Annotated in this window: 17 protein-coding genes; 6 read left to right on the top strand and 11 right to left on the bottom strand. The window is 47.7% G+C overall.

Annotation, left to right across the window (positions count from 1 at the left end; all coding sequences use genetic code 11):
- Positions 1-2: 2 nt before the first annotated feature.
- The 4 genes from ACYVFD_RS28935 to ACYVFD_RS28920 form a co-directional block, all read right to left on the bottom strand.
- Entirely contained in the window at positions 3-965 is a 963-nt protein-coding gene (locus ACYVFD_RS28935; RefSeq protein WP_461094004.1) for a metallophosphoesterase, read from the bottom strand.
- Positions 966-994: 29 nt separating this feature from the next.
- The gene (locus ACYVFD_RS28930; protein ID WP_461094003.1) at positions 995-2,890 is read right to left on the bottom strand and encodes a hypothetical protein; all 1,896 of its coding nucleotides are present in this window, start codon (positions 2,888-2,890) and stop codon (positions 995-997) included.
- A gap of 30 nt (positions 2,891-2,920) precedes the next feature.
- Positions 2,921-3,949 (bottom strand): YncE family protein, encoded by a 1,029-nt coding sequence (locus tag ACYVFD_RS28925; protein ID WP_461094002.1) that lies wholly within the window; start codon positions 3,947-3,949, stop codon positions 2,921-2,923.
- 215 nt (positions 3,950-4,164) lie between these two features.
- Complete coding sequence (locus ACYVFD_RS28920; RefSeq protein ID WP_461094001.1) at positions 4,165-6,621, bottom strand: TonB-dependent receptor; 2,457 nt, start codon at positions 6,619-6,621, stop codon at positions 4,165-4,167.
- Between the two features lie 280 nt (positions 6,622-6,901).
- Here ACYVFD_RS28920 and ACYVFD_RS28915 point away from each other — a divergent pair, with 280 nt between their 5' ends.
- The 6 genes from ACYVFD_RS28915 (at position 6,902) to ACYVFD_RS28890 (ending at position 14,589) form a co-directional block, all read left to right on the top strand.
- Positions 6,902-9,532: a TonB-dependent receptor gene (locus ACYVFD_RS28915; RefSeq protein ID WP_461094000.1), complete on the top strand. Its 2,631-nt coding sequence runs from the start codon at positions 6,902-6,904 to the stop codon at positions 9,530-9,532.
- Between the two features lie 92 nt (positions 9,533-9,624).
- Positions 9,625-10,794, top strand: coding sequence for a sensor histidine kinase (locus ACYVFD_RS28910; RefSeq protein WP_461093999.1), 1,170 nt, complete (start codon positions 9,625-9,627; stop codon positions 10,792-10,794).
- Complete coding sequence (locus ACYVFD_RS28905; protein ID WP_461093998.1) at positions 10,791-11,564, top strand: LytR/AlgR family response regulator transcription factor; 774 nt, start codon at positions 10,791-10,793, stop codon at positions 11,562-11,564. Before ACYVFD_RS28910 ends, ACYVFD_RS28905 begins: the two co-directional genes overlap by 4 nt.
- Positions 11,565-11,584: 20 nt before the next feature.
- Positions 11,585-12,682 carry a DUF3500 domain-containing protein gene (locus tag ACYVFD_RS28900; protein ID WP_461093997.1) on the top strand — a complete coding sequence of 366 codons (1,098 nt, stop codon included), beginning with the start codon at positions 11,585-11,587 and terminating at the stop codon, positions 12,680-12,682.
- An 88-nt stretch (positions 12,683-12,770) separates the two neighbouring features.
- Positions 12,771-13,538, top strand: a complete 768-nt coding sequence (locus ACYVFD_RS28895) for a phosphatase PAP2 family protein (RefSeq protein ID WP_461093996.1) — start codon at positions 12,771-12,773, stop codon at positions 13,536-13,538.
- 22 nt (positions 13,539-13,560) lie between these two features.
- On the top strand, positions 13,561-14,589 hold the full coding sequence (locus ACYVFD_RS28890) for a sulfite exporter TauE/SafE family protein (protein ID WP_461093995.1): 1,029 nt from the start codon (positions 13,561-13,563) through the stop codon (positions 14,587-14,589).
- A 42-nt stretch (positions 14,590-14,631) separates the two neighbouring features.
- Here the strand turns inward: ACYVFD_RS28890 and ACYVFD_RS28885 are convergent, their stop codons facing one another.
- From ACYVFD_RS28885 to ACYVFD_RS28855, 7 genes are all read right to left on the bottom strand, one after another.
- A complete protein-coding gene (locus ACYVFD_RS28885) occupies positions 14,632-15,039 on the bottom strand; it encodes a response regulator (protein ID WP_461093994.1) in 408 nt (135 codons plus the stop codon).
- Between the two features lie 144 nt (positions 15,040-15,183).
- Positions 15,184-17,385 carry a TonB-dependent receptor gene (locus tag ACYVFD_RS28880; protein WP_461093993.1) on the bottom strand — a complete coding sequence of 734 codons (2,202 nt, stop codon included), beginning with the start codon at positions 17,383-17,385 and terminating at the stop codon, positions 15,184-15,186.
- Between the two features lie 35 nt (positions 17,386-17,420).
- Positions 17,421-18,713 (bottom strand): sensor histidine kinase, encoded by a 1,293-nt coding sequence (locus ACYVFD_RS28875; protein ID WP_461093992.1) that lies wholly within the window; start codon positions 18,711-18,713, stop codon positions 17,421-17,423.
- Between the two features lie 5 nt (positions 18,714-18,718).
- Positions 18,719-19,393 carry a response regulator transcription factor gene (locus ACYVFD_RS28870; protein ID WP_461093991.1) on the bottom strand — a complete coding sequence of 225 codons (675 nt, stop codon included), beginning with the start codon at positions 19,391-19,393 and terminating at the stop codon, positions 18,719-18,721.
- Between the two features lie 630 nt (positions 19,394-20,023).
- The gene (locus tag ACYVFD_RS28865) at positions 20,024-20,725 is read right to left on the bottom strand and encodes a hypothetical protein (RefSeq protein ID WP_461093990.1); all 702 of its coding nucleotides are present in this window, start codon (positions 20,723-20,725) and stop codon (positions 20,024-20,026) included.
- A 33-nt stretch (positions 20,726-20,758) separates the two neighbouring features.
- Positions 20,759-21,508 (bottom strand): hypothetical protein, encoded by a 750-nt coding sequence (locus tag ACYVFD_RS28860; protein WP_461093989.1) that lies wholly within the window; start codon positions 21,506-21,508, stop codon positions 20,759-20,761.
- A gap of 85 nt (positions 21,509-21,593) precedes the next feature.
- Entirely contained in the window at positions 21,594-22,418 is an 825-nt protein-coding gene (locus ACYVFD_RS28855) for a M48 family metallopeptidase (RefSeq protein WP_461093988.1), read from the bottom strand.
- Positions 22,419-22,430: the final 12 nt, after the last annotated feature.

Here is a 22,430-nt window from a genome sequence, read left to right as displayed (position 1 = left end):
TATTAATTCCCCTTTATCATGAGTGGCTCAATCTGAAACAGCCCTGGCGTGGCCGGATTGATCGTTACCTTGACGGCGTGGATGTTATCCTCGCCGAAGAGTTGCAGCCGCGTGAAACTATCCATCGCCTTCTTCTTGCCGCCTTTCACGTAGATTGGTTTGTCCACCAGAAACACATGCGAATCCCCGTTAACCAGAAGCACTGGCTTTTTGAAATCCTCAGTTCGAGTCTGAAGTTTTTCTTTTAGGCTCGTGAACGCATTTGCTTCTTTAGCATCTTTGGCCGAATTGTACATATCAGCCTGAGTAAACAGTACTACAGCGATGGCATTGCTGGCTTTTGCCTGGTCGAACACTTCGTCGAGCCAAACTAGATTCGCCTTATTGCGATCATAGAACTCGGCATTATTGCCCTTCGGATCTGGATAGAAGTTGTTGTTGGTACCCACAATATGCACCGTTCCGAACTGGACATTACCATACTGCCAGCGGTTATTCTCCACGTATTTGGCAAACGCTGGATCTTTCGACTGGGACGTAAAAGCAAGCTTGGTTTTACCCAGGCTGTTCTTGCCATCGAAAAATAGTTTTCGGATGGTGGCTAGCCGCTCGTCGATGTCATATTTGCCTGGCGTATGTTTATTGCAATCGGTCCACTCATTGTCACCGGGGGTATAAATCAGCGGCTTATCGAACTGATTGAAATAGCCGTGAATTTTTTGATAATACGCATCGGAACAATCATTCTCACTCGACTTAATATCACCGACATGCACATTGAACACCTGATTCTGTTTGTTCACATCCCGAATCAGATTCTCGAAGCGCCCATAGTCTTCAGGAAGGTTATAGGGCATATCACCGAAAGCGACAAAACTGAATGGGGCCTGTTGCGTTTGGGCAACGGAACCCAATGCGAGTAGGAAGCAACCAGCCAGCAGCAAAGAAAATCGTACTTGTTTCATCAGAATAGAATGGGTTATTAAAAATGGGTTCACCGCAGTTTTACATTACGGCAAATGCTCCCAAACGTTTCGGCATTGAATGCTTTTAAATTAACAGTCGGGCCATTCACCGAAATCAACGCCAGCACCGGCGGCTCGGTAAAATACTGAAATTGGTTCATCCAGGGCGTTGCCAGCATCGCATAAGGAGCCGAACCTCCCCCACCATTGTTGATGTGATAAAATGAACGACTTAGTTTCAACTTAGATAGTGCATAATTTTCTGGATACATCGGCGTATCGGGCGTGACCCTCAGGAAAGCGAAGTTGTGTTCATCCCCCGACAGGAAGGCCAGAAACTTTTTGCTCTTATTGACGCACAGATCCAGCAGCTGATCCCGGCGTTCCAGAATACCCGTTTTAACCGGCGTTCCGGCTACGTTGGGTCGTTCGTCGTTTTTGCCTTCGTACCACATGGCTCCATTGGCATGGTCGCCGTTGGGAAATACCGCACTGTGGACATTGACAAAAATGTGATCGATCGCAGGGTCTTTTTCCAGTTTCTGCATGGTTTCGGTTAACCACTTGAACTGCTGGTCCATGATGTAGCCTTCCGGCGATCCGTCGACACCTGGATAATGCGATTTCCAGTACTCGGTGTTCAGCACGATCATCCCCACATTATCGTAGGTGTAGTAATACACATTTTCCTGATAGGTTGGGAAGTCAACCTGCTTGCTGTCCGGGTCATAACTCGCCCCGTCTTCACTGGCAGGCCCGTTGAACGGATGCACAAAGGCCCGGGCAAACGAAGCCTCTCCGGATTCGGTTTGATATGGGTACCGGTCGATCTTGGGATTTTTCTTCGTCGCTGGATCCGGTGAAAACGTCAGGTAATTCACCTCGTGATCACCCATGCCGGTGTAGACGGGGATTTTGTGCCAGAAGGGTTCCAGCGCCCGTTTCCAGTTCGTGTACTCCATTAGGTGACCCTCTTCACTTGGATTACCGCCGGTCGTCAGATCGCCCGTGGCTTGCATAAAGGCGGCCCCATTCAATACAGCGGCTGCCATGATCGCCCGCGACGACTGGTAATTCGTGCCACCAAAATCACGCTCTCCCCCACCCGATGTCGCCCGGTTAGCGCAGGCAAACGCAAACGTAAAGGGCTTACGACTGCCTGGCGCCGGTGCTGTCTGGAAACGATGCTGCTCGGTTCGGGCTTCTAACGTAATCCTATATACGTATTCCGTTCCAGCTTGAAGACCATTGACAGCAAGCTCGTGGTGAGTGGTCGCCTGTGAGTCGCTAATGAGCTGATTACCGACAGACAGTCTCGTCTTTACTGGCACTTGTGTTTCGTACGAAATGACACAGCCAGTCGAGGTTAAGTTGTTTATAAATGGCCCTTCAATGACTGTCGGTACGACCGAGTAAGGGCCCTTCCCGGTGAATGCAACCCGGCCTTCGTAGATGATTCGTCCTGTATTATCAAGCACCCGGTAACCAAGAATACCCTCCCCTTTATCGCTTAGCTTAAAGAAATCGTTGACGGCTTTAACCGAATTTTTGATGTCCAACAAGGCTTTTCCGTCCTGAATGGGTACCGTACGGGGTAGAAATGCAATCGCGGGATAGTCCGCTTTGTCATTGTAGGGGCCATACGCCACCGTTCCCGAAAAACCTGGTTTATTGAAATCCAGTTGAATGCCGGTTTCATTACCAACTGGATTACCTACCATCTGCGTCAATGTATAGGTATCTTTTTTGTCCAGGTCAGCCAGTTTCTGACCATTTCGGGTCAGCACCAACTGGCCCGTTTCGCTATAGCTGAGTCCCGATAAAACACGAGGAATCGTTGACTTGACCGACTGAGCCTGAATAAGTAATGGGCAAAGCGTGGCCAGACAAGCCCTAAACAAGGCTTTATAGGTAAAAGACAACATGAGACGTTAGGAAATGGATGAGTCGACTACTTACTGCTTCGTACTGGGGCCATAAACATATACGCCGAAGGTACCTGGTGCGGGTGTTTTTCCATCCGCCTGATAATCGGCTCCACTTAGGTATATCCGGTGCGTCGTTCCCCGGTGTACCATTGTCTTAAGGCCGGGTTTTGTTGTTAGCGTCTGTACAACAGAATATTTATCTGGTGAATCCTGATGGATAATCGTTACGTTACCTTCTCCATTTGAGGTCATGATAAGTTTCAAATCCTTCTCGTAAACGACCGCATCCACACCACCACCAATGGGTAAAGACTGAACGATTTTACCGCTCGACGCATCCATCACCACCAGGGACTGCGGCTTACGGCAAACCGAAAACAAGCGGTTTGTACTGGCATCATAGGCAATCCCGGTCGGTACACCACCATTAGGCGCAACAGCGTACTTATTTTTTACTTTGAGCGACTTGGCATCAATTTCAAAAATCTCGTTAGTGTCTTCATTGTTATTAAAAATACTTCCTTTCTCATTGGCCACTGCAAATTCCGGCGCACCTCCCATAGTTACGGTTCCAACCACTTTGTCGGTTAGCGCATCGATGGCAACGGCATCCCCACTGCCATTGTTAAAGACAAAAATCCGTTTGGTACCCTTATCATACATGACGGCATCAGCTTTCTTGCCCGTAACGGTTATGGTTTGCAGGACTTTAAAGGTATTATAATCGAAAACCGTGATGGTATTATCGGTACCGTTCGTGATATAACCTTTCGCCAGGTCTTTCGCCAGGCCGATACCATGAACGCCTTTCAAGCCCGTGATCTCACCAATCTGTTTGTTCGTATTTAAATCGATAACGTGTACCCGGTCGAAGTGGGAAACAAATAGTCGTTCCCGTTCGCCATCCATCTTGAGGTAATCCCATTTGCCATCGCCCGTAGGTAGACTGATTTTCTCAATAAAGGCATACGTAGGCGTAGCTTGTGCATTCACCTGTACCTGAGTAGTGCCTACAAGACAGGCCGCAATCGTAATTATTTTGATTAAAGAAACCATAGGTTGTCGAATGAAAAGGGAACAGTTTTCGATCCTTTTCGCTGGCAAACTTATAGCCTATTTCTAAGATATCGCGACTCAATATTTTAAATTAATTATTTGATAATAAGATCTTTACAAATTATTAATATTAGTTTTTAGTATAACAAAAACCATAACCGGTCGGCTGCTTTTGAGCAAACCTAGCGGTCATGGCTACGATATGATGGGATTGACTAGTTGCTAAAGTCCACGTCGGGACGCTCCATTTTTCGTTGATTCCGTTTAATCGTATCACTACCCAGTGGTAATTGAATAGACAGTTTATAAAACCGGACTTCCCGGCGATTCATTGATACCTGATACGCCCCTGGCTGATCATAGATGTTGACAAAGCGACGCGAATTGAACATATCGTTGATGGTAAAGGTCACACTGGCCCGGTTTTGCCAGAAGCCTTTTCGAAGGGCAAAATCAACTCCCCGGACGGCCTCCCGATAGCCCTGTAAGGACGGTGCTTTCCCATCGTTCGTTCCTGTCAATTGCGCTGAAATAGCCGCCGGGAACCGGTACGTTAAGTTTAGTTTAGCATTATAGGAAACGAGTTGGTTTCGCAAATCGACCGATTGCAGAATCACGTTGAACACATTCAGGTTGGCCACTGCGCTCAGGTTCGGGCCGATGTTGACTTTCAGGGTGTTATCGAACCCATAGCGGATATCGGCTTTCACGTTAATAAAGGTCGTCACCAGCACCGACGAATCAGTGGCTAAAGGCTGGGTGAATGGTTTGATTGTGTGATCTTCGTAGATATAATAGGCAGTAGCCAGCCAGTCAACAGCCCCCCAGGTTTTGGTGTAATTAACCTCAGCGGTATTGACAAACTCGGGCCGCACAGCCGGATTACCAATCGTAATATTCTGACGATCATTGGCCTGAATGCCAATAAACAAATGACGGAAATTAGGCCGGGCTATCTTACGGCTCAGGCTCAGACCAATCTCCGACGTTTCGTTCAGCTTTTTAGAGAGCGCAAAGGATGGGAAGAAGGACTGAAACCAGTTCTGCCCTGTTTTAGATGGGTAATCATAGCCAAAGGTCGTTGTATCGAGCCGGGATTTACCGTGTAGACTGGATTGCTCCAATCGCAAGCCTGCTTGTAGGTTAATATTCCGGCGAAACTGACGGGTATAAAGTACATAGATGGCATTGGTGGCTTCGGCAATTCGGGCGTCCTGTGAATAGCTGGGTATTAACTGATAGAGTTGTGTATCGTTGGCTAGCTTATTGAAGAAATACTGCTGATCTCGGATGTAGCTATAGCTCCGAACACCCATTTCCAGCTTGGCTGAATCGCCCAGCGGGTGGGTATAGTCCAACTGAGCGATGAGTTGATACCCGTTGGTACGCCCTGTGATTTTATCGGTTTCGGGAAAGTCCGTTTGGGAGGTTCCGTTAGCGTTTAAGGACGTAGTATACCAGTCAGCCGCGTTGGACAGGTGATTCCGGCTGTAGGACGTAACCAGACTCAATTCCTGGCCTTTTCGGGCAAACTGATGCTTCCAGTCAAACTCCACCCCTAGATTTCTAAAGCCATTCTGAGGTACAGTCAACCGATTCCCTGAACTGGTAACCTGCTGATTTAGGTCCCGGTAATCATAGGGTTGCGAGCTAACCGTGTTGAAAGCTCCCCCAACGAGTGTTGCAGCTAGTGAGACCGTGTTCTGTTTGTTCGGGGTATAATCGGCAGCAATTCGGCCACTTTGGAACGTATTGTTGAGGCTGATGTTGGTATTCTGATTAAAATAATTGGCTGGACTACCATCCGCTTTTCGATTCGTTCGGTAGACATACCCCGTCACTGGATTCTTGGTTGCGTTGATCGAATAAAAACTGGTCAGATTCCACTTGCCTCGGCGCCAGTCCAGATTCAGCGTACCATCGAATCGTGAGTTATTGCCAATGCCTGCACTAATCAGTCCGTTATAACCCGGCAACCGATTTTTCTTTAGCACCAGATTAACAATACCGCCCGTAGTAGAGGCATCGTAGCGGGCTGAGGGATTCGAAATGACTTCGACCGATTCAATCTGATTGGCCGGAATCTGGGCTAGCGTCAACTGTGTTGGCTTCCCATTGACGTAAATGGTGGTCGCCATGTTCCGCAGGCTAGGATTACCACTCTCGTCGAGCGTAATGGAGGGTACGTTTTTCAGTACGTTTTCAGCCGTTCCACCAATGGTTGTCAGGTTTTTAGCCACGTTAAACGTCCGCTTTTCCATCGTCATGTTCACGGCGCTTTTCTCCCCGGTTACCTTTACCTCGTTAAGCGTACTAGCATCGGGTTTCAAGGCGAGGGTACCCATATCCGTCTGAACCTGCGTAATTCGAATCGCCTGATCCAGCGTCTGATAGCCTACAAACGTAACCCGCGCGCTGAAGGCCCCCATGGGTATGTTGGTAATGGTAAATACGCCTTGTTCGTCGGTTTGGCTCCCCGTCAGTAGGCTGTCTTTTCCATTTAGTTGTTTGAAAATTGCAACCGAAGCAAAGGGTAAAGCCTTATTGGTTGTAGCGTCCAGAACTTTACCTGTCAGACGGTTACTTGGGTTTGGCGTTGCCTGTTGAGCAAGGATTGGCGTAGCCCAGACGAGCAACGTAGAGAAGTAAATAAGGCGGACTACTGGCTTCATAATGACCCTAAAAGTCCTGGTCAATCTTGAAGCAAATCTGAAGTTTTCACAGAATTGAAACCGTTCCTGACTCCGTTCAACTTCTCCTTCTATTAATTACATTAAAATGTTTTAATCTGCGATCATGCCTTTTAAGAAGCTGTTTGCGTAATTCCCTGCCCCGCAAAACGCCCGATCTGCCTCACAAAATCAGGCATTCAGGAGGTTTCATTTTCAGTCGCTGATTTTGCCGAACAATTTTGGCTTGTCGTAAAAATAATCCGCTACGACAGAAAAGGCTATGAAAACTACACTCCTTATACTTCTAGTTCTAATTACCAGTACGACTTTTGCTCAATTTGGTCCGGGTGGACCGGGCGGTAGACCCGGTGGGCCGGGTGGACAGGATGGTTTCGGTCAGAAAAAAGAGACAACGTTTATTCCAGGCACCGATACCGACGATAAGCCTAAAGGGAACGGCAAAATTGCTGGTATCCTCATGGACTCGACAACCAATAAACCGGTCGAATACGCAACTATTGCGCTGATTAACACCCAGACCAACAAGCCCATTGATGGCACCACAGCCGACGATAAAGGTCGTTTCTCGCTCACGAAACTGGCACCCGGCACTTACAAACTTCAGTACTCCTTCATCGGCTACAAAACCCGTACCTCAGCCCCCATCACCATTGTGAAAGGCTCTGATAGTAACGTGGGGGTTATCAATCTACCACCAGACGTCAAAACGCTGGCCGAAGCAACAGTAACCGGTCAGGCGGCTATGTATGAAGAAAAGGTCGATCGTCTGGTCTACAATGCTGAAAAAGATCTGACGACCAAAGGGGGCGATGCCGCCGATGTGATGCGAAAAGTACCGATGCTCACCGTTGACCTGGACGGTAATCTAACTCTACGAGGGAGCAGTAACATTCAGGTGCTGATCAATAACAAACCGAGTACCATTGTGGCGGCCAGCATAGCCGATGCGTTGAAACAGATTCCAGCAGATATGATCAAGAGTGTGGAAGTGATTACCAGTCCCTCAGCCAAATATGATGCCGAAGGGTCGGGCGGAATTATCAACATCGTGACTAAGAAGACGACCTTACAGGGCCTGACGCTTGACGTAAACAGCGGGATCGGTAACCGGGGATCGAACCTCGGCCTGAATGCTAACTACCGTACGGGTAAAATGGGTTTTTCACTCAGTGGTTTTGGCCGGGCCGAATACAACGTGAAGGGTGAATTTGAAAATACTCAGACAACGAAAACAGCTAGTGGCAATCAGGTCACTATTCAGGATGCGCAAACGCTCAGTCAGCGTCTGTTTGGTAATTACCAGTTGGGCTGGGATTACGATATCGATAAAAATACATCGCTAACGGCCAGCGTGCGGTACGGAGCTCGAAATGGAAATGTGACCCAAAATGGACTTTTGACAACCACCTATCTTCCCGGAGTCAGTACTCCACTCCTGAATGCCCGTGATGTGACGACAAAAGATATTAACGGTACGATAGATGCTAACGTAACGTATACCAAAACATACAAACCCCAACAGGAGCTGAGCATTCTTGGGCTGTATAGCCGCAACGACCGGCAAAATAATTTTACGGCTGACCTACTCAGTTCAACGGACTTACAAACCATCCTTTCCCGGCAACGCAACGATAACCCAAGCAATAATCAGGAGTCTACGCTACAGATTGATTATCAGACGCCTATCGGGCAGAAACAACTGCTGGAGTTCGGGGGGAAAGGAATCATCCGTCAGGTAAATAGCGATTACACGTACTACGTCGCCCAAGGCGCAACGGGCGATTACACAGTAGACAATACCCGATTGAACAACTCGCTGTTTTATCAACAGGACATTCTGGGCATGTATGCTTCGTTTACAGCGGCTCTACCCAAAAAATACACGCTCAAAGCAGGAGCCCGCTATGAATATACGATGCTTAACGCCCGGTTCGGGTCGGCGGAGACAGGTACGCCCATTTCGCTCTCCAACTATGGCAATCTGGTGCCCAGTATCAATATCTCGAAAGCGTTGGCAGGCAACAAAATGCTGAAACTGGCCTATAACCGCCGGATTCAACGCCCAGGTATCCAGTTTCTCAACCCCAATCTCAACACGTCCAACCCTACCAACATTAGTCAGGGTAACCCGTATCTATCGCCTGAGTTGACGGATAACGTTGAATTGAGTCTATCGATGCCGATTAAATCGGTTTATCTGACCGCAGCCCTGTTTGCCCGTCGTACGGCCAACGAAATCACCAGCATACGCGATACGGCCACGGTAGTCGTTAACAATGTCGCCCAAACGGCTATTCGTACCACTTTTCAGAATGTAGGCTATGAGGATACCTATGGGCTAAACTTGTTTGGCAACATCAACCTGTCGACTAAATTACAGCTTAACGGAGGCTTCGATCTGATGCATGTGAACTTGACCAACAACAACGCCAACCCCATTTATTCGGCGTCAAATTCCGGCTGGGTGTTGGGCGGTCGACTGTTTGGTACCTACACGATGGGGAATGGCTGGGGGCTTCAGGGTGGCGGTGGCATGATGGGTCGACGCATTCAATTACAGGGCTATCAAGGTTCGTTCGCCTTCTATAATATCGGCTTCAAAAAAGACATCGCTCAGAAAAAAGGTAGCATTGGCCTGGTCGCCGAGAACTTTCTGAATCACCCCTTTGTGGTTCGCTCTGAATCGAATTCGTCCATCCTGAGCCAGTCGAGTGTCAATAGCTTTTACAATGCCGGTGTTCGGTTGACCTTCACCTATAAACTTGGTAAAATGAAGTTTGTCGACTCCAAAAAGAAGAAGTCTATCGAGAACGACGACGTGAAAGGGGGCGAAGGGGGCGGTGGCGACAACCAACAACAGTCAGCTTCAGGTGGTCGGCCTCGGTCATAACTCTAGGTCAATACCCTGACTAATAAGTCGGTGACCGCGCATTAGCCATCGACTTATTAGTTACGACAACTTGCTTACTTTCAGGCATTAGTATGACTTTTTCATCGCATATGGATTCGTCTAATCCCGGATTTCTATCACTCAATCAAAAAATTCGACTGGCCCTCAGTGTCTTTGCTATTTACTGGCCTATCCGCCTATACGTGAGCATTGACTATTTCGATTGGGGTATTATTCAGAAGAGTTGGCTCATCTGGCTAATCGAGCTGGTGATTACCGTCCTTTGTTTTACCTTTTGGCTGAGCGTAACCGAATGGATCGAACAGCGGTTTGTGGGGCAATTGCGAACTGGTTTTTTAGTCGAATTCAAGCTGCCCGCCCAAATCGCAACATTGGTAGTGGCCGGGTTGCTGGCTGTCGTTTTCAACATTGGGTTTGGTGCGCTCTGGCGAACGCTGGATCATGCCCTGAATCGTGACGATGCGGAACTGGTTGGCCCACCTGCTAAGCCCCCGACCCGGGAACATCCAGAGTTTAGACGAGCGGGATTCCGGCGGGGTGGAGACCGACAACGACGGGACAAAGTGAATAATGGCTTGGTGGTGATTACCTTACTGTCGGCGTTTTATCTGGCCGCTAACCGGAGAGGTTATCAGCAACTTCAGGAGTTGCGGGTGAACAGCGAACAACTTAAACGCGAAGCCGCCCAGGCGCAGATGTTAGCGCTCAAAAATCAGGTTAATCCACACTTCCTTTTCAATAGTCTCAATATTTTATCGTCGCTGGTGGAGATTGACCAAAAGTTATCCGTCCAGTTCATCGCCCGGTTATCCAAAGCCTTCCGATACGTATTGGAACACCCCGAAACCGAGAAGGTGCTCCTGAAGACAGAACTGGAGTTTCTGGAAGCGTATACCTTTCTGTTGAATATTCGCTTCGACGAAAAACTCCAGGTGATTCAGTCAGTGACGGCTGACCAGGCCAATGAACACTCGATTGCCCCGTTAACGCTCCAGATTCTGCTGGAAAATGTGGTGAAGCATAATCAGATGTCTTCGGAGCGTCCACTAACAGTTTCGATTTATGTCGACGGAGATTATCTGATTGTCTCGAATCCCATTCAACTGCGTCCCTCTCCCCAAACATCGACAGGGCTAGGGCTACAAAACATTAAAAATCGATACAAGTTGTTGACTGACAAACCCGTTGAAGCTACGGAACAGGATGGTCATTTTGTCGTTAAAATCCCGCTACTCTCATGAACGTTGTCCTAATAGAAGATGAATCGCTCAGCGTTCGGCGGCTGGAAAAAATGCTGGCCGAGTATGATCCGTCCATTCAGGTCATCGCCCGAATTCCGTCGGTGACCAAATCCATTCAGTGGTTTAACGAGCATCAAGGCAATAGTCAGCCTGATTTAGTGTTCATGGATATTCACCTGGAAGATGATAATGCGTTTCGGATTATTGAAGAAACTCAGTTGGCGCTTCCCATTATTTTTACGACCGCCTACGATCAATACACCCTCCAGGCGTTCAAAGCCAACAGCATCGACTATTTGCTCAAGCCCATCGACGCCGATGAATTGGTCGCTGCGTTGACTAAATTTAAACGGATTAACCAAGCGGATCGATCGACCGCTTCGGCCAATGTCGATGCGCTGGTTCAGTTATTGCGAAAGCCGACAACAACATATAAAGACCGATTCATGGTAACGATCGGTACTCGGATTCAGAGTATTACAACCGATCAGATTGCCTATTTTATGTACGATGAAAAGGCGACCTGGTTGCAAACGCACAAAGGCCGGCCCATTTCGATTGAATACAGTCTGGAAAAACTGGCCACACTGGTCGATCCGCAACGCTTTTTTCGGGTCAACAGGGCATTTCTCGTTGCACACGATGCCATTCAGGGCATTCATACCTACTCTGGCAGCAAACTGAAACTGGATTTACAACCCACTTCCCGGCAGGACGTATTCGTTAGTGGTGACCGAATCACTGACTTTAAGGTTTGGCTAGGAAAATAAAAACGATCAAGACGAAAGCTATGAAATATTCATCCTTAATATATGGTTTCGGATTGTGTCTGCTATCGGCCATACTAGTCATTGACCATCAGGTAACTACATCTCTGGTAAGCCATCCAGTCAATTCATTATCCGTTCGCAGAATCACCGACTGTTCCTCCGAAAAAGGGCTGGCTAAATTAATCTGTCTGGCCGATGCCTTTAAGGCTACACTCTCCGCCGAGCAACTCACTGTTCTACAGCGACCTTACTCAAAAGCTGAGGCTGTCAAATGGTCGAATTTTCCCGAATTTGCTGAACGCCCACGACGAGTAGGTATCCGACTCGGTTCGCTCAATGCCAACCAGCTTAAGGCCGCTAAAGCCCTGATGGCTGCGGCTATGGCTCAGGACATCCCCAATGAGGGATTCAACGAACTGGAAGGCAACTTAGCCGCTGACGAGTATTTGGGTAATCTGATTGGCAAGACCAGTACCTTTAACGCAGGTAATTACTACCTGGCCTTTTTGGGCACACCCAGTACTACAGGCTTGTGGGAGTTGCAGTTCGGCGGTCACCACTTTGCGTTTGCCAACACCTATAGCGGAGGTAAGCCAACGGGCTTGACGCCTTCCTTCCGGGGTGTCGAACCCATTGCTCCCGTCACCATCAATGGCCACACCTACCAGCCGATGGAACAGGAGCGTCAGGCTTTTGCTGACTTGTTGAGTGGTCTGAGCAGTTCTCAACAAGCGACGGCTAAGTTGTCAGGTATGTTCCGGGACATCCTGCTAGGCCCTGATCGGGATGGGCAATTTCCCGCAACCAAGCAGGGGCTGAAGGTGAGCGAGTTGAATACTACTCAGAAAAAACGGGTTCTGGCTGCCATTGCCTTATACGTAAACGATCTGGACAGCCAAACAGCCGCTCCGGTACTGGCCAGATACACCGCCGAATTAGATAACACGTACATTGCTTATTCGGGCAGCGGCACCATGAACCAGGCAGGTGATTACGTACGCATCGACGGGCCGGGTGTCTGGATTGAGTATTCGGGACAAGGCAGTCGCGATATTCCCGGTACAGTACATCCGCACTCCGTCTGGCGCGACCATACCTGCGATTACGGCGGTAATTAATAGCCTGACCAATCCGGCTTCAAAGTTTCTTCAGAATGATGTCGTTAGTTTGTCGTCATAGTAGCTCACTCAGCGGCTAATCGATTCTATGACGACTCAACGACTCCAGCATCTCATCCATCAGCGGTTTAGCCGATTAAGCACGCAGTATCCAACCTTGGTTCGCTGGCTAGCCGAACGTTTGTCAACGGATCACTTTCGGGGCTTACCGCTCACGGTACTCATTGGGTTGCTGCTCGTCAACGTTATGGTTCTCTCTGAGATCGCCGAAAATCTGGTCAACTCTGAGCCGATGGTTCAGGTTGATCATGGATTCACGCAGTGGCTCTTTCAGGAGCGGAGTAAGCCAATCAGTCAATTGTTTTATGCATTGACCTGGTTGGGTTCCCCTTACGTAACGATTAGTCTAACACTCCTCGGGTCATTCGTTTTATATCGCCAGAAAAAAAGTCGTAACATTCTCATCCTTTGGGTCTTGATGGTATGCGTTAGCTTGTTTGTACAAGTTGGGAAGCGAACTTTCATTCGGGAGCGCCCCGTTGAAGTTGGCTATTATACTGAAACAGGTTATTCTTTCCCCAGTGGGCATTCTGCCACGGCCATGACGCTCTATGGATTACTAGGCTACTGGCTGGTTCGGGGCCGTAAGCGAATTCGGAACCGTTGGCTGGTGGGATTCAGTGCGGTTAGTCTGATTTTGGTGGTTGGCTTCAGCCGAATTTATCTGGGTGTTCATTATTTGAGCGATGTACTGGGCGGTTATCTGCTGGGCGCCTGCTGGCTCATTGTCGGCATTGTGCTAACCGAATGGCAACGAACTCCTACTACCCACGTAACTAGTCATCCAGAACATTGATCACGAATTAAGTAGTTGTGTTATGGTTTTCTCTGGATTGCTTTTGTTTAGTTGTGCGCTTCTAGCGTTCTCTCTCAGTGCCGTTTGCGGGGGTGGGGCTGGTCTTTTATTACTACCTGTATTGGGTTCTCTATTGCCAAGTGCTCAAGTTCCGGCTGCGCTTTCCATCGGTACTGTTTCCAGTTCGGTTTCCAGAATCATCGCCTTCTGGATGCGTATTCGCTGGGATGTGGTTATCTGGTTTGTCCCTCCTGCCCTACCCGCCGTCTGGATTGGTGCCAAGTTGCTTACCTACATTAATCCCCTCTACTTGGAGTTGTTGATGGGCTTATTTTTGATGGCCAATCTCCCCTTAATTTTTCGGTCGACTAAAGAACTGGAGGAAGTTCACCCCTTACCCAAAGGATACCTTGCCCTGATTGGCTTAGCCGCGGGTTTTGTTTCCGGGCTGACGGGTGCCGTCGGTTTGTTGTTCAATCGGTTTTATTTACGCTATGGCATGGCCAAAGAAGAAATTGTGGCCACTCGAGCGGCTAATGAAGTTATGCTGCACCTGGTTAAACTTGCCTTATACGCTTCATTTGGGTTATTAACGAGGCAGTCCCTCATGCTGGGAGCCATCATTGCCCTGGCTGCCATGCTTTCTTCGTACGGCATGAAATGGCTACTGCCCCGTCTGAGTGAAGGACTCTTCCGCCGGGTTGGCTATGCTGCTATGGTGGTTTCTGGTTTAAGTTTATTTACAGAGGCCGCTGGACAGGTCGTCACAAAAACGCCAATAGCTGTCGATTATTCTCCTTTATCCAGTGGTATGAGCACACAGCTCCAATGGCGGAATAGATTGTTTTCACTCGAGTTTGAGTATGACGAAGGCTTTGAGTTCGAGCACAGTATTCCGTTCGATGAGCTCCCCGTTGAAAAGCAGCATAAAGCCAAAGAACTCAGTCAGGGAGCGGATAAAGTTATTTTGGAAGAAGTATTTGGAATCGACACTCATTCCTACGAAGTCTATGTCTACCGAAAGGGAAAGCTGGAAAAGTTTGACATCTAGCCTTCCTAATCAATAGTTAATCTACGTATCCACTAGCCATTTCTACACCAAACGATTTACAAGCCGGGTTAATTGATCAAGCGTGTGAGGTTTTGTCAGGAAATCATTCGCCCCTAATTGATAAGCTCGCTCTCGATCGGTTTCTGTATCTGACGTGGTTAATAGGACAATCGGTATGTGGCAGAAGGTGGGATGCATTCGAAGCCGTTTAAGTACCCCAAAGCCATCGATTAAAGGCATATTCAGATCGAGTACTAACAAAGCGGGTAAAGTTAACGATTCATCCAGCAGTTGAAAGAGGTCTTCCGCATTCCCAAAGGACTGAAGTAAGTAATTTGCGCTATGTGCCTGGAACGCCCTTTGGAATAAAAATCGGTCATCATCGTCGTCATCAAGGTTAATGACCCACTGCTTTTGATCGTCATTCATAGTACTAAATGAAACTTCCATAGTTGAGGAATTGAATGTAAACAACGTATCAGGGCAGACCGTGTTATTTCTGTCCTGATCCGTTGATCTACTTCTGTAGCACTTCCCTACAATGGTAAAATCATAAAAAACGCGCATAAAGATTAAGCTCTATGCGCATCTAGGTCATAGCGTGAATTTTAATGCCAGATTCACAATCCTCCCTTCCAAGGGTGCCCAAACCGGTCGGAAGGTGGGTTGCACTGTCGGATTGGTGCCTAGTACTACCGTTTCGTAATTGGCCTGTTTTACGTTGAAGATATTCTCTCCATTGAGGACCAGCCGCCAGTGATCATTGTAGTGGTATTCAGCCGCTGCCGCAAAGAACCAGTAATTCGCTACTTTCTGGTTGTCGTATAGGTATTGCGTCCCAACATAACTGCTCTCAATACCAAACCGAAAGTGTTCATTTTCCCAGGCCAGCGTAGTGGAAAACTTGTCCTGTGGAGCCAGCGGCAAGTACGTATTATCGGTTGGGCCATCGCGCCGGGCGAGCGTATGGTTATAGCCGAAATAAAGTTCGTAGTCTTTGTATTCCAGCCGAACGTAGGTATCCGTCCCTAGACTGTACAGGTTGTAAGGCGCATTAATCAGTTGGGTATAGGCGCCCAGGTTACTCGACAAACTGGAAAAAGCTGACACCACGGGTGAATTCACGTAGGTGTAATAAAGGGCTTGATCGACCTGCACCGAAAATCCACTTTCAAAGGTTTTCGAGTAGGCAATGTCGATGTTAGTCCCTACCGATCGTTCTGCTTTGACGGTCGTTACATCAATCGGCAGCAGTCGCGGGAAGATCAAACTGACGTTTAACGCTCCAGGAGTCTGGTTGACGAACAGATTGGGGGTTTTATAGCCGGTTCCCACACTTAGCCGTACCGTCCAGGGATCGGATGGTTTGAGCTTTACCGATAGTCGAGGCAGCAAAAAACTGCCGAACGTATTGTGGTGATCAAAACGAAGCCCAGCCTGCAGGGCGACTTTCTCACCGACCTGCCAGTCGTCCTGCACAAAGCCACCGATTGTATTATAGGTATAGTCGACAAGCCGGGTGCTATCCGGATTTTTTCGAAACGCTTCCACAATTAGGTTAGCTCCTACGATCAGTTGGTGTTTCCCAAAGCGGGCTAAATCATTGGCTTCCAGATAAACCGACGATTGCCGACCATCGGACAGTTTCTGATAATCCGTATTCTGCCGATGGAAGGTACTGACTGCCCCTTTGAACGTGAGTGCATTGGTCTCTGATGTGTTGTGGCTGGCGTTGAAATCGACCGTGTGACGCTGTAGATCGGTTACGTTTTTATAGGCATTGGGCTGAGTACCTTCCAGAGCGGGTAGATAACCACCTGTCCGGTTTTCGGTGGTAAACGCGTATCCAATATCCAGCTTCGTATGGTCGGTAGGATTCCAGAAAAACTTGGGGTGAAAATTAAATTGCTTAATTCCAGGGCTATCCGTAAACCCATCATTCGTCACATCGACAGCTTGTTGATTAGTATAGCCGGTAAAGAGCGTCAAGCCGGTTTTGCCATAGCGTTGGGAATAGTAAGCATTTAGGTTTGTTTCTTTCAGATTGGATCGGTTTAGCAAGGCCGTAAATTCAGGCGTTTCCGAGGTAGGTGATTTTGAGACGATATTAATCATGCCCCCAATCGCACCTCCTCCATAAAGCGTAGACACAGAACCCTTTACGACCTCAATTTGCTTTAAATCCAGCGGTGGAATCTGCAGAACACCCAAGTTGCCCGAAAATCCTTCGTAAAGTGGTAATCCGTCCCGCAAAATCTGGGTGTATTTTGGATCAAGTCCCTGCATGCGAATGGCCTGGTTCCCATTAACGGCCGAGGTGCGCTGCACATGGATAATGGAAATATCGCCTAAAATACTGCTGACATTACCCGGCACGACGGCACTCTCTTCGTCCATATCCTCCTGTCCCAGTACCTCTACCTTAATGGGTAAATCCTCAATACGGGAGTTGGTTCGGGTCGAGGTAACGGTCACTTCCTCCAGTGATTCATCCTGGCTATGAAGGTAAAAAACCAGTGTGTCACTACCTGAGTTGAGCGGGAATGACTCCGTTTCATAGCCAACGGCGCTCACAGTCAGCGCTGTAACACTAGCGGGAGTACTGGGCATGGTGGCTATGCCTTTCGCATCGGTGACGGTACCTACGAGTGGTTTTACATTGGATGGCGTGCGAATGGTTGCGCCAATAATGGGTTCACGAGTGGTACTATCCTGCACCCTTACGATTCGGGCAGATTGGCCAAAGACCGTGGCTGCCGTTACCAGCAACCAGCCTAAAAGAATAAGTTGTTTCATCAGCGACTTGATTTACGGGCAAGTATCGGAATGAATTATGAAGCAAATTTGAAGTTATCGGCTGATGTTTTGGGAAATTCAATCTGGAAGGAATGCTCCTTCTCAGCTAAGTCATACTGATAGGTTAAGGGTAAGTTATATCGATCACAAATCTGCTTGACTAGGGCTAGACCCAGCCCTATTGAATCAGGACGGGCCGGATCTTTCACAAACCGGCTGAACAACTGACTTTCTGCAAACGGAAGCGGATTACCCGAATTACGAATCGAAAGCGAACGGGCTGTTAGCGAAATTGAGACACGCCCCCCCGACTGACTATGACGAGTTGTATTTTTCAGGAGGTTGGTCAGAAGAACACCAATAAGTTGCCGATTCACCCGGATTCGAACATCTGGTTGGATATCTCGCGTTAAGGCCAACTTTTTGTGCTCGAAAAACGGGTCAAAATCATGCGTATACTGCATTAGGAGCTCACTTAAATTAACTACTTCATCGGTCGAAAATTGGTCATTTTCAACCTGGGTAAGGAGCAAAAGAGAGCGATTTAGCTGACTGAGTCGACTAAGGGCATCGGTCGCCCGTTGGAGATGATTATGATCATCTTCGGTCAGGTGTCGCGATTGGAGTAGGAAATCCAGCTCGGCTGACGCGATGGCTAAGGGGGTTTGCAGTTCGTGGGAAGCATTTTCCGTAAACTGCTTTTGCAAAGAAAATTGCTGCCGTAATTTCCGGGTTAACTCCCCCAGCGACCGGCTCAGTAAATCGAACTCCCGAACCTGAGCCTCTGGGAATTGAGGTCTAACCGGCTGGTCCAGTCTAAACTGGCCAAGCTCTGCGATCGTTGCGTAAAAAGGCCGCCATAACCGGCTTGATAAACCAAGCCCAACTAGAACGGATAAGGTCATTAACGCCAAAAAGCCGATGATGACCCAGATCGATAGGTCCCGGGCTAATTCATTGAATTCATCATAGGGTTGACGAACCCTTATTAAATACTGTTGTCCCCGAACGGCAACGGATGTTTGGTACTGCCGTACGGGAATCTGACCTTTTTGGTCTATGGAATCCAGCGTCGTCACATCGCTAAACTGAGACCGGATCGGCTGGTTAATGGCTTCAATGTGCGGATTATCGTCGCCATCGGTAAGCCCTACAGAAGACTGATGCTGAAGTCGGTTTTTGGCCTGTTCAACCTGGCTAAATAAGATCTCATCTACCTCGTGGCGAATTTTTCGGTGAATGAGTGTATAAAACCCCACCGACCCAATCAAGGCGATGACTAGAGCCGTCAGCAAAAGATAACGGGCCGTTTTATTAAATAAGCTCATACCGTTTATACGGAAAACAGGTAGCCGACTCCGTAACGCGTCTGAATGTAATCGGGGCAGCCAGCGGCAACCATCTTCCGGCGAAGGTTTTTTACATGCGTGTAGAGAAACTCATGCGAGTCAGCGGCATCCATGGCATCGCCCCAGACATGTTCAGCAATGGCCGATTTAGACAGTAGTCGATTAGCGTTGGTGACCATAAATAAGAGCAGTTCATACTCTTTCGTCGTCAGTTTAAGGTCTATGTCATGAATGTACGCTCGTTGTTGGGTTAGTTGAAGGTTCAGTTCCCCAATCGTTAGCTGATCGTGCCCCCCAAACAGCCGCCGGCGTAGCACCGAACGGATTCGGGCGTTGAGTTCAGGGAGATGAAAAGGCTTGGTCAGGTAATCATCGGCTCCAATCTCCAGTCCAGTGAGTTTATCCGTTAAGGCATCCTTAGCGGTAACGACAATAATCCCCGCTGCGGATTGACGCCGTTTTAAAGCGCGTACCAGATCAAACCCATGCCCTCCTGGCAACATTAAATCGACGACGACACAATCGTAATCATAATCATGTGCTTTTTGCGCAGCCTCGGGATACGTATCGGCGGTAGTCACTGTAAATCCCTCCCCTTCCAGATAAATGCTCACGGCTTGTAATAAAACGGGCTCATCTTCAACTAATAATATCTTCATAAACTACTGGCTTAAGTTCGATATTCGATTTTCTCCTAAGCCAATGTGAAGATAGGTGATCCTACTAAAGATAGCCCAACAGAACAAACGTTTAACGTACATTCCTTTTGCCTGTCAAATCATAGTAAACGCAATCCTATTTTCTGAATTTCATTATCAAGTAATAAAATGTATTTATTGGTATTACTTTCAATAGCAAAAAGGCGACTGTAAATACGTTTCAGCAACTGGTATAAATCTTTCTCATCGTTTAGTAAAACGTTTACCATAGTCCTAATCCAGCATTACTTACGATCTGATTCTATTTATAATCTTTTGACCTCATATAGAAATCGGAGACTTTAGAATCAAATACCCGCACAACCGACTGATTTCAGAGCTAGTTAATGCAACAATCGTCCAGTAAAAGGTATGGGCACAGTCTAAAGCTTCACATAAAACCTTAATTATAAACAGTTTATAGAGTATGCCGTTCATTTGAAATCGTCCACGAAAACCTCCGATTTCACTCAGGACAATACAATTGTGTATCGTCCGGAAAATAGTTCTCAGCTAAAATAGTATCCATCGCTGCCCTTAAAGTATAACCACGAAATGTTTAATAATCTGGTTACACTTGGATTTAGGAATTTATAGCGCATGATAAAGTACCCGTCCCAGAAATACGGCTGCGGCTTCGTTATCTGAGCGAGACGAGCGGTACGAAGGCTGAGCATTTACCTTCCATGAACCTTCACTTGCACCAGCTATCAGGCTCCGGTTTTCCCAATTGACAGAACCAGGTACCCAGTTCACTTTCAGCGACTTACCAGGTTCAATGAATTTGTAGCCAGGAAATGGCCTGTACTGGTCTTTTTCAGTTAGTGATATTACTTTCAGATCATCGTACCGTTTGCCTGGATCCCAAACAGAATCAACAAACGTACCACCCTCGTACACAAACCGATAACCAGTTACAGGTATCCACATACCCTCAACATCGTCAGACCAGGCCATATAATCGGGATGCAGCAAACTTGCCTGCCACTTGGTTTCCAAACTCGTAGCCTTATCCACGAACGTATAACCAGGCATCAGATTCCAGTGACCTTCCGTTTCACTTGTTTCCACAGCAAATTCGGGGTGTTTTACTCCAGTCTCCCACTTCACACTTATGTTTTGCCAGAAGAATCGGGGGTCGGTGTTGGCAGCATCCTCCCACACATAACCGGGGTCGGATGGTTTTGTTAGAAACAAACCAGCTAATTTGATTCGATGTGTCATACCTACCAGAATGTGCCAGAAAACGGCCAGCGACAGAACGCCAATTATTATTTTTTTAGAAAGTGTCATGATCGATCAGGACCAAGTCCCATGTTTTTGTGCTTAAAACTTAATGGCCAGTCCAACCCGCGAGGAAGAGAGTCCCGCATAACCCAGTTCCACAAATGCGCCAACCTGTTTGCTGAAGTAGTATTTACCACCGATGTAATAGTTCAGCGCTAAACCACTGCTATAGTCATAGTCATAACCGTATCCATAATTGGAGTCTCTCCAACGGAAACTTCGATAACCTAAACCAAGACCAGCATAGAGGTCTACCTTGTCGGTATTAAGCTTCAGGAGTCGATTGACGTGATAAGAGCCGCGTACACCAAAATAGGTGGCCGTATACCGCCATCGGGAGTTATTGTAATAGTAGTTACCATAATTTCCAGCATTATAATCCAGCTGAACCCCTACACTGATGTCTTTATCGACACCCGCTTCATAAGAAGCACCAATCGGGTTACCATAATAGTACGATGATAAGCCAACCCCGATATTCAAAAGGTTATCTCCACGACGATAGGCTCCATAACTTACAGGCCTATTAACTGGCGGTTTGGGGGGGACAGTATGATAAACAGGCTTGTGAGGGGGTTCTGGTGCAGGTTTGATCGGCGCAGGTTTGTTGGGAAGTTTTTCCTGATTTGATCGTCCTATTGTCGATCCACCGCTATTGGTTTGTCCAGCGGTGTTATTCTTAATAGTCGTACTCTGCTTTTTATTGGGGATTCGTGCCGGGGTCGCCTGACCACAAACTTCCATGGATAAACCAGCGACTAATAGCATAAACAGGATTGATGTTTTCATTGATGTTATTCGTTTTGAGTGAGTGATAAAATCTAGTTCTTCTTTAAGTTGGCGTACACTTTCTGCCGAAGTCAGCTCTCAGTAATTATCGTCTCGAATTCGAAGCTGAATAGTATTTCATGGCTTCAGGCATTTCATTTTGCAAATCCCGAATCCGACGTTCATTAGATGGGTGCGTAGATTTAAATTCAGGGGTACTTTGACCGGCGCTCGCTCTGGCCATTCGTTGCCAGAACAGGACAGACTGTTCTGGATTGTAGCCCGCCATCGCCATGAATATCAGACCGAGGTGATCGGCTTCGGATTCATGCACCCGACTATGAGGAAGCGCCATGCCGTACTGGTACGCTATTCCGGCGGCCTGTAAGAACAGTAGATTCGCTTGTCGCTTCTGTGGGGGCGACAAATCGTTAATGAGTATCTGACCACTTTGCAACAGTCCACTAGCAATCAGCCCTTCACTCAATCGCTCGGCGCCATGAGCGGCAATAGCATGGGCAATTTCATGGCCCATTACAGTCGCCACCCCCGATTCATTCTGGGTATAGGGTAGAATTCCTGTATAAAACACGACCTTACCACCGGGCATACACGTCGCGTTTACTACCTCTGCGTTTTTAATCAGGTTAAACTCCCATTGAAAACCCTTGATTCGGTTACCGAAATTGTTGCTATTGAGATAGTTTTCCATTGCCACCCGCAATCGATTGCCCACTCGCTGAATCATCTGGTAATTGGCACCAGTACGAATCACCTGGCTAGCATCTATTACTTTCTTGTATTCGACCGCACTCAAGGAATTTAGCTGATCAGTACCAATCACGATAAACTGCTTGCGGCCTGTCAACGGTACTTTCTGGCAAGCAACTACCAACCCAATCGCCAGCATCAGCAACAGAGATTTTTTCATGGCTATTTATGG

The organism is Spirosoma gilvum (assembly GCF_054776815.1).
This window is presented reverse-complemented; position numbering and strand designations above follow the sequence as displayed.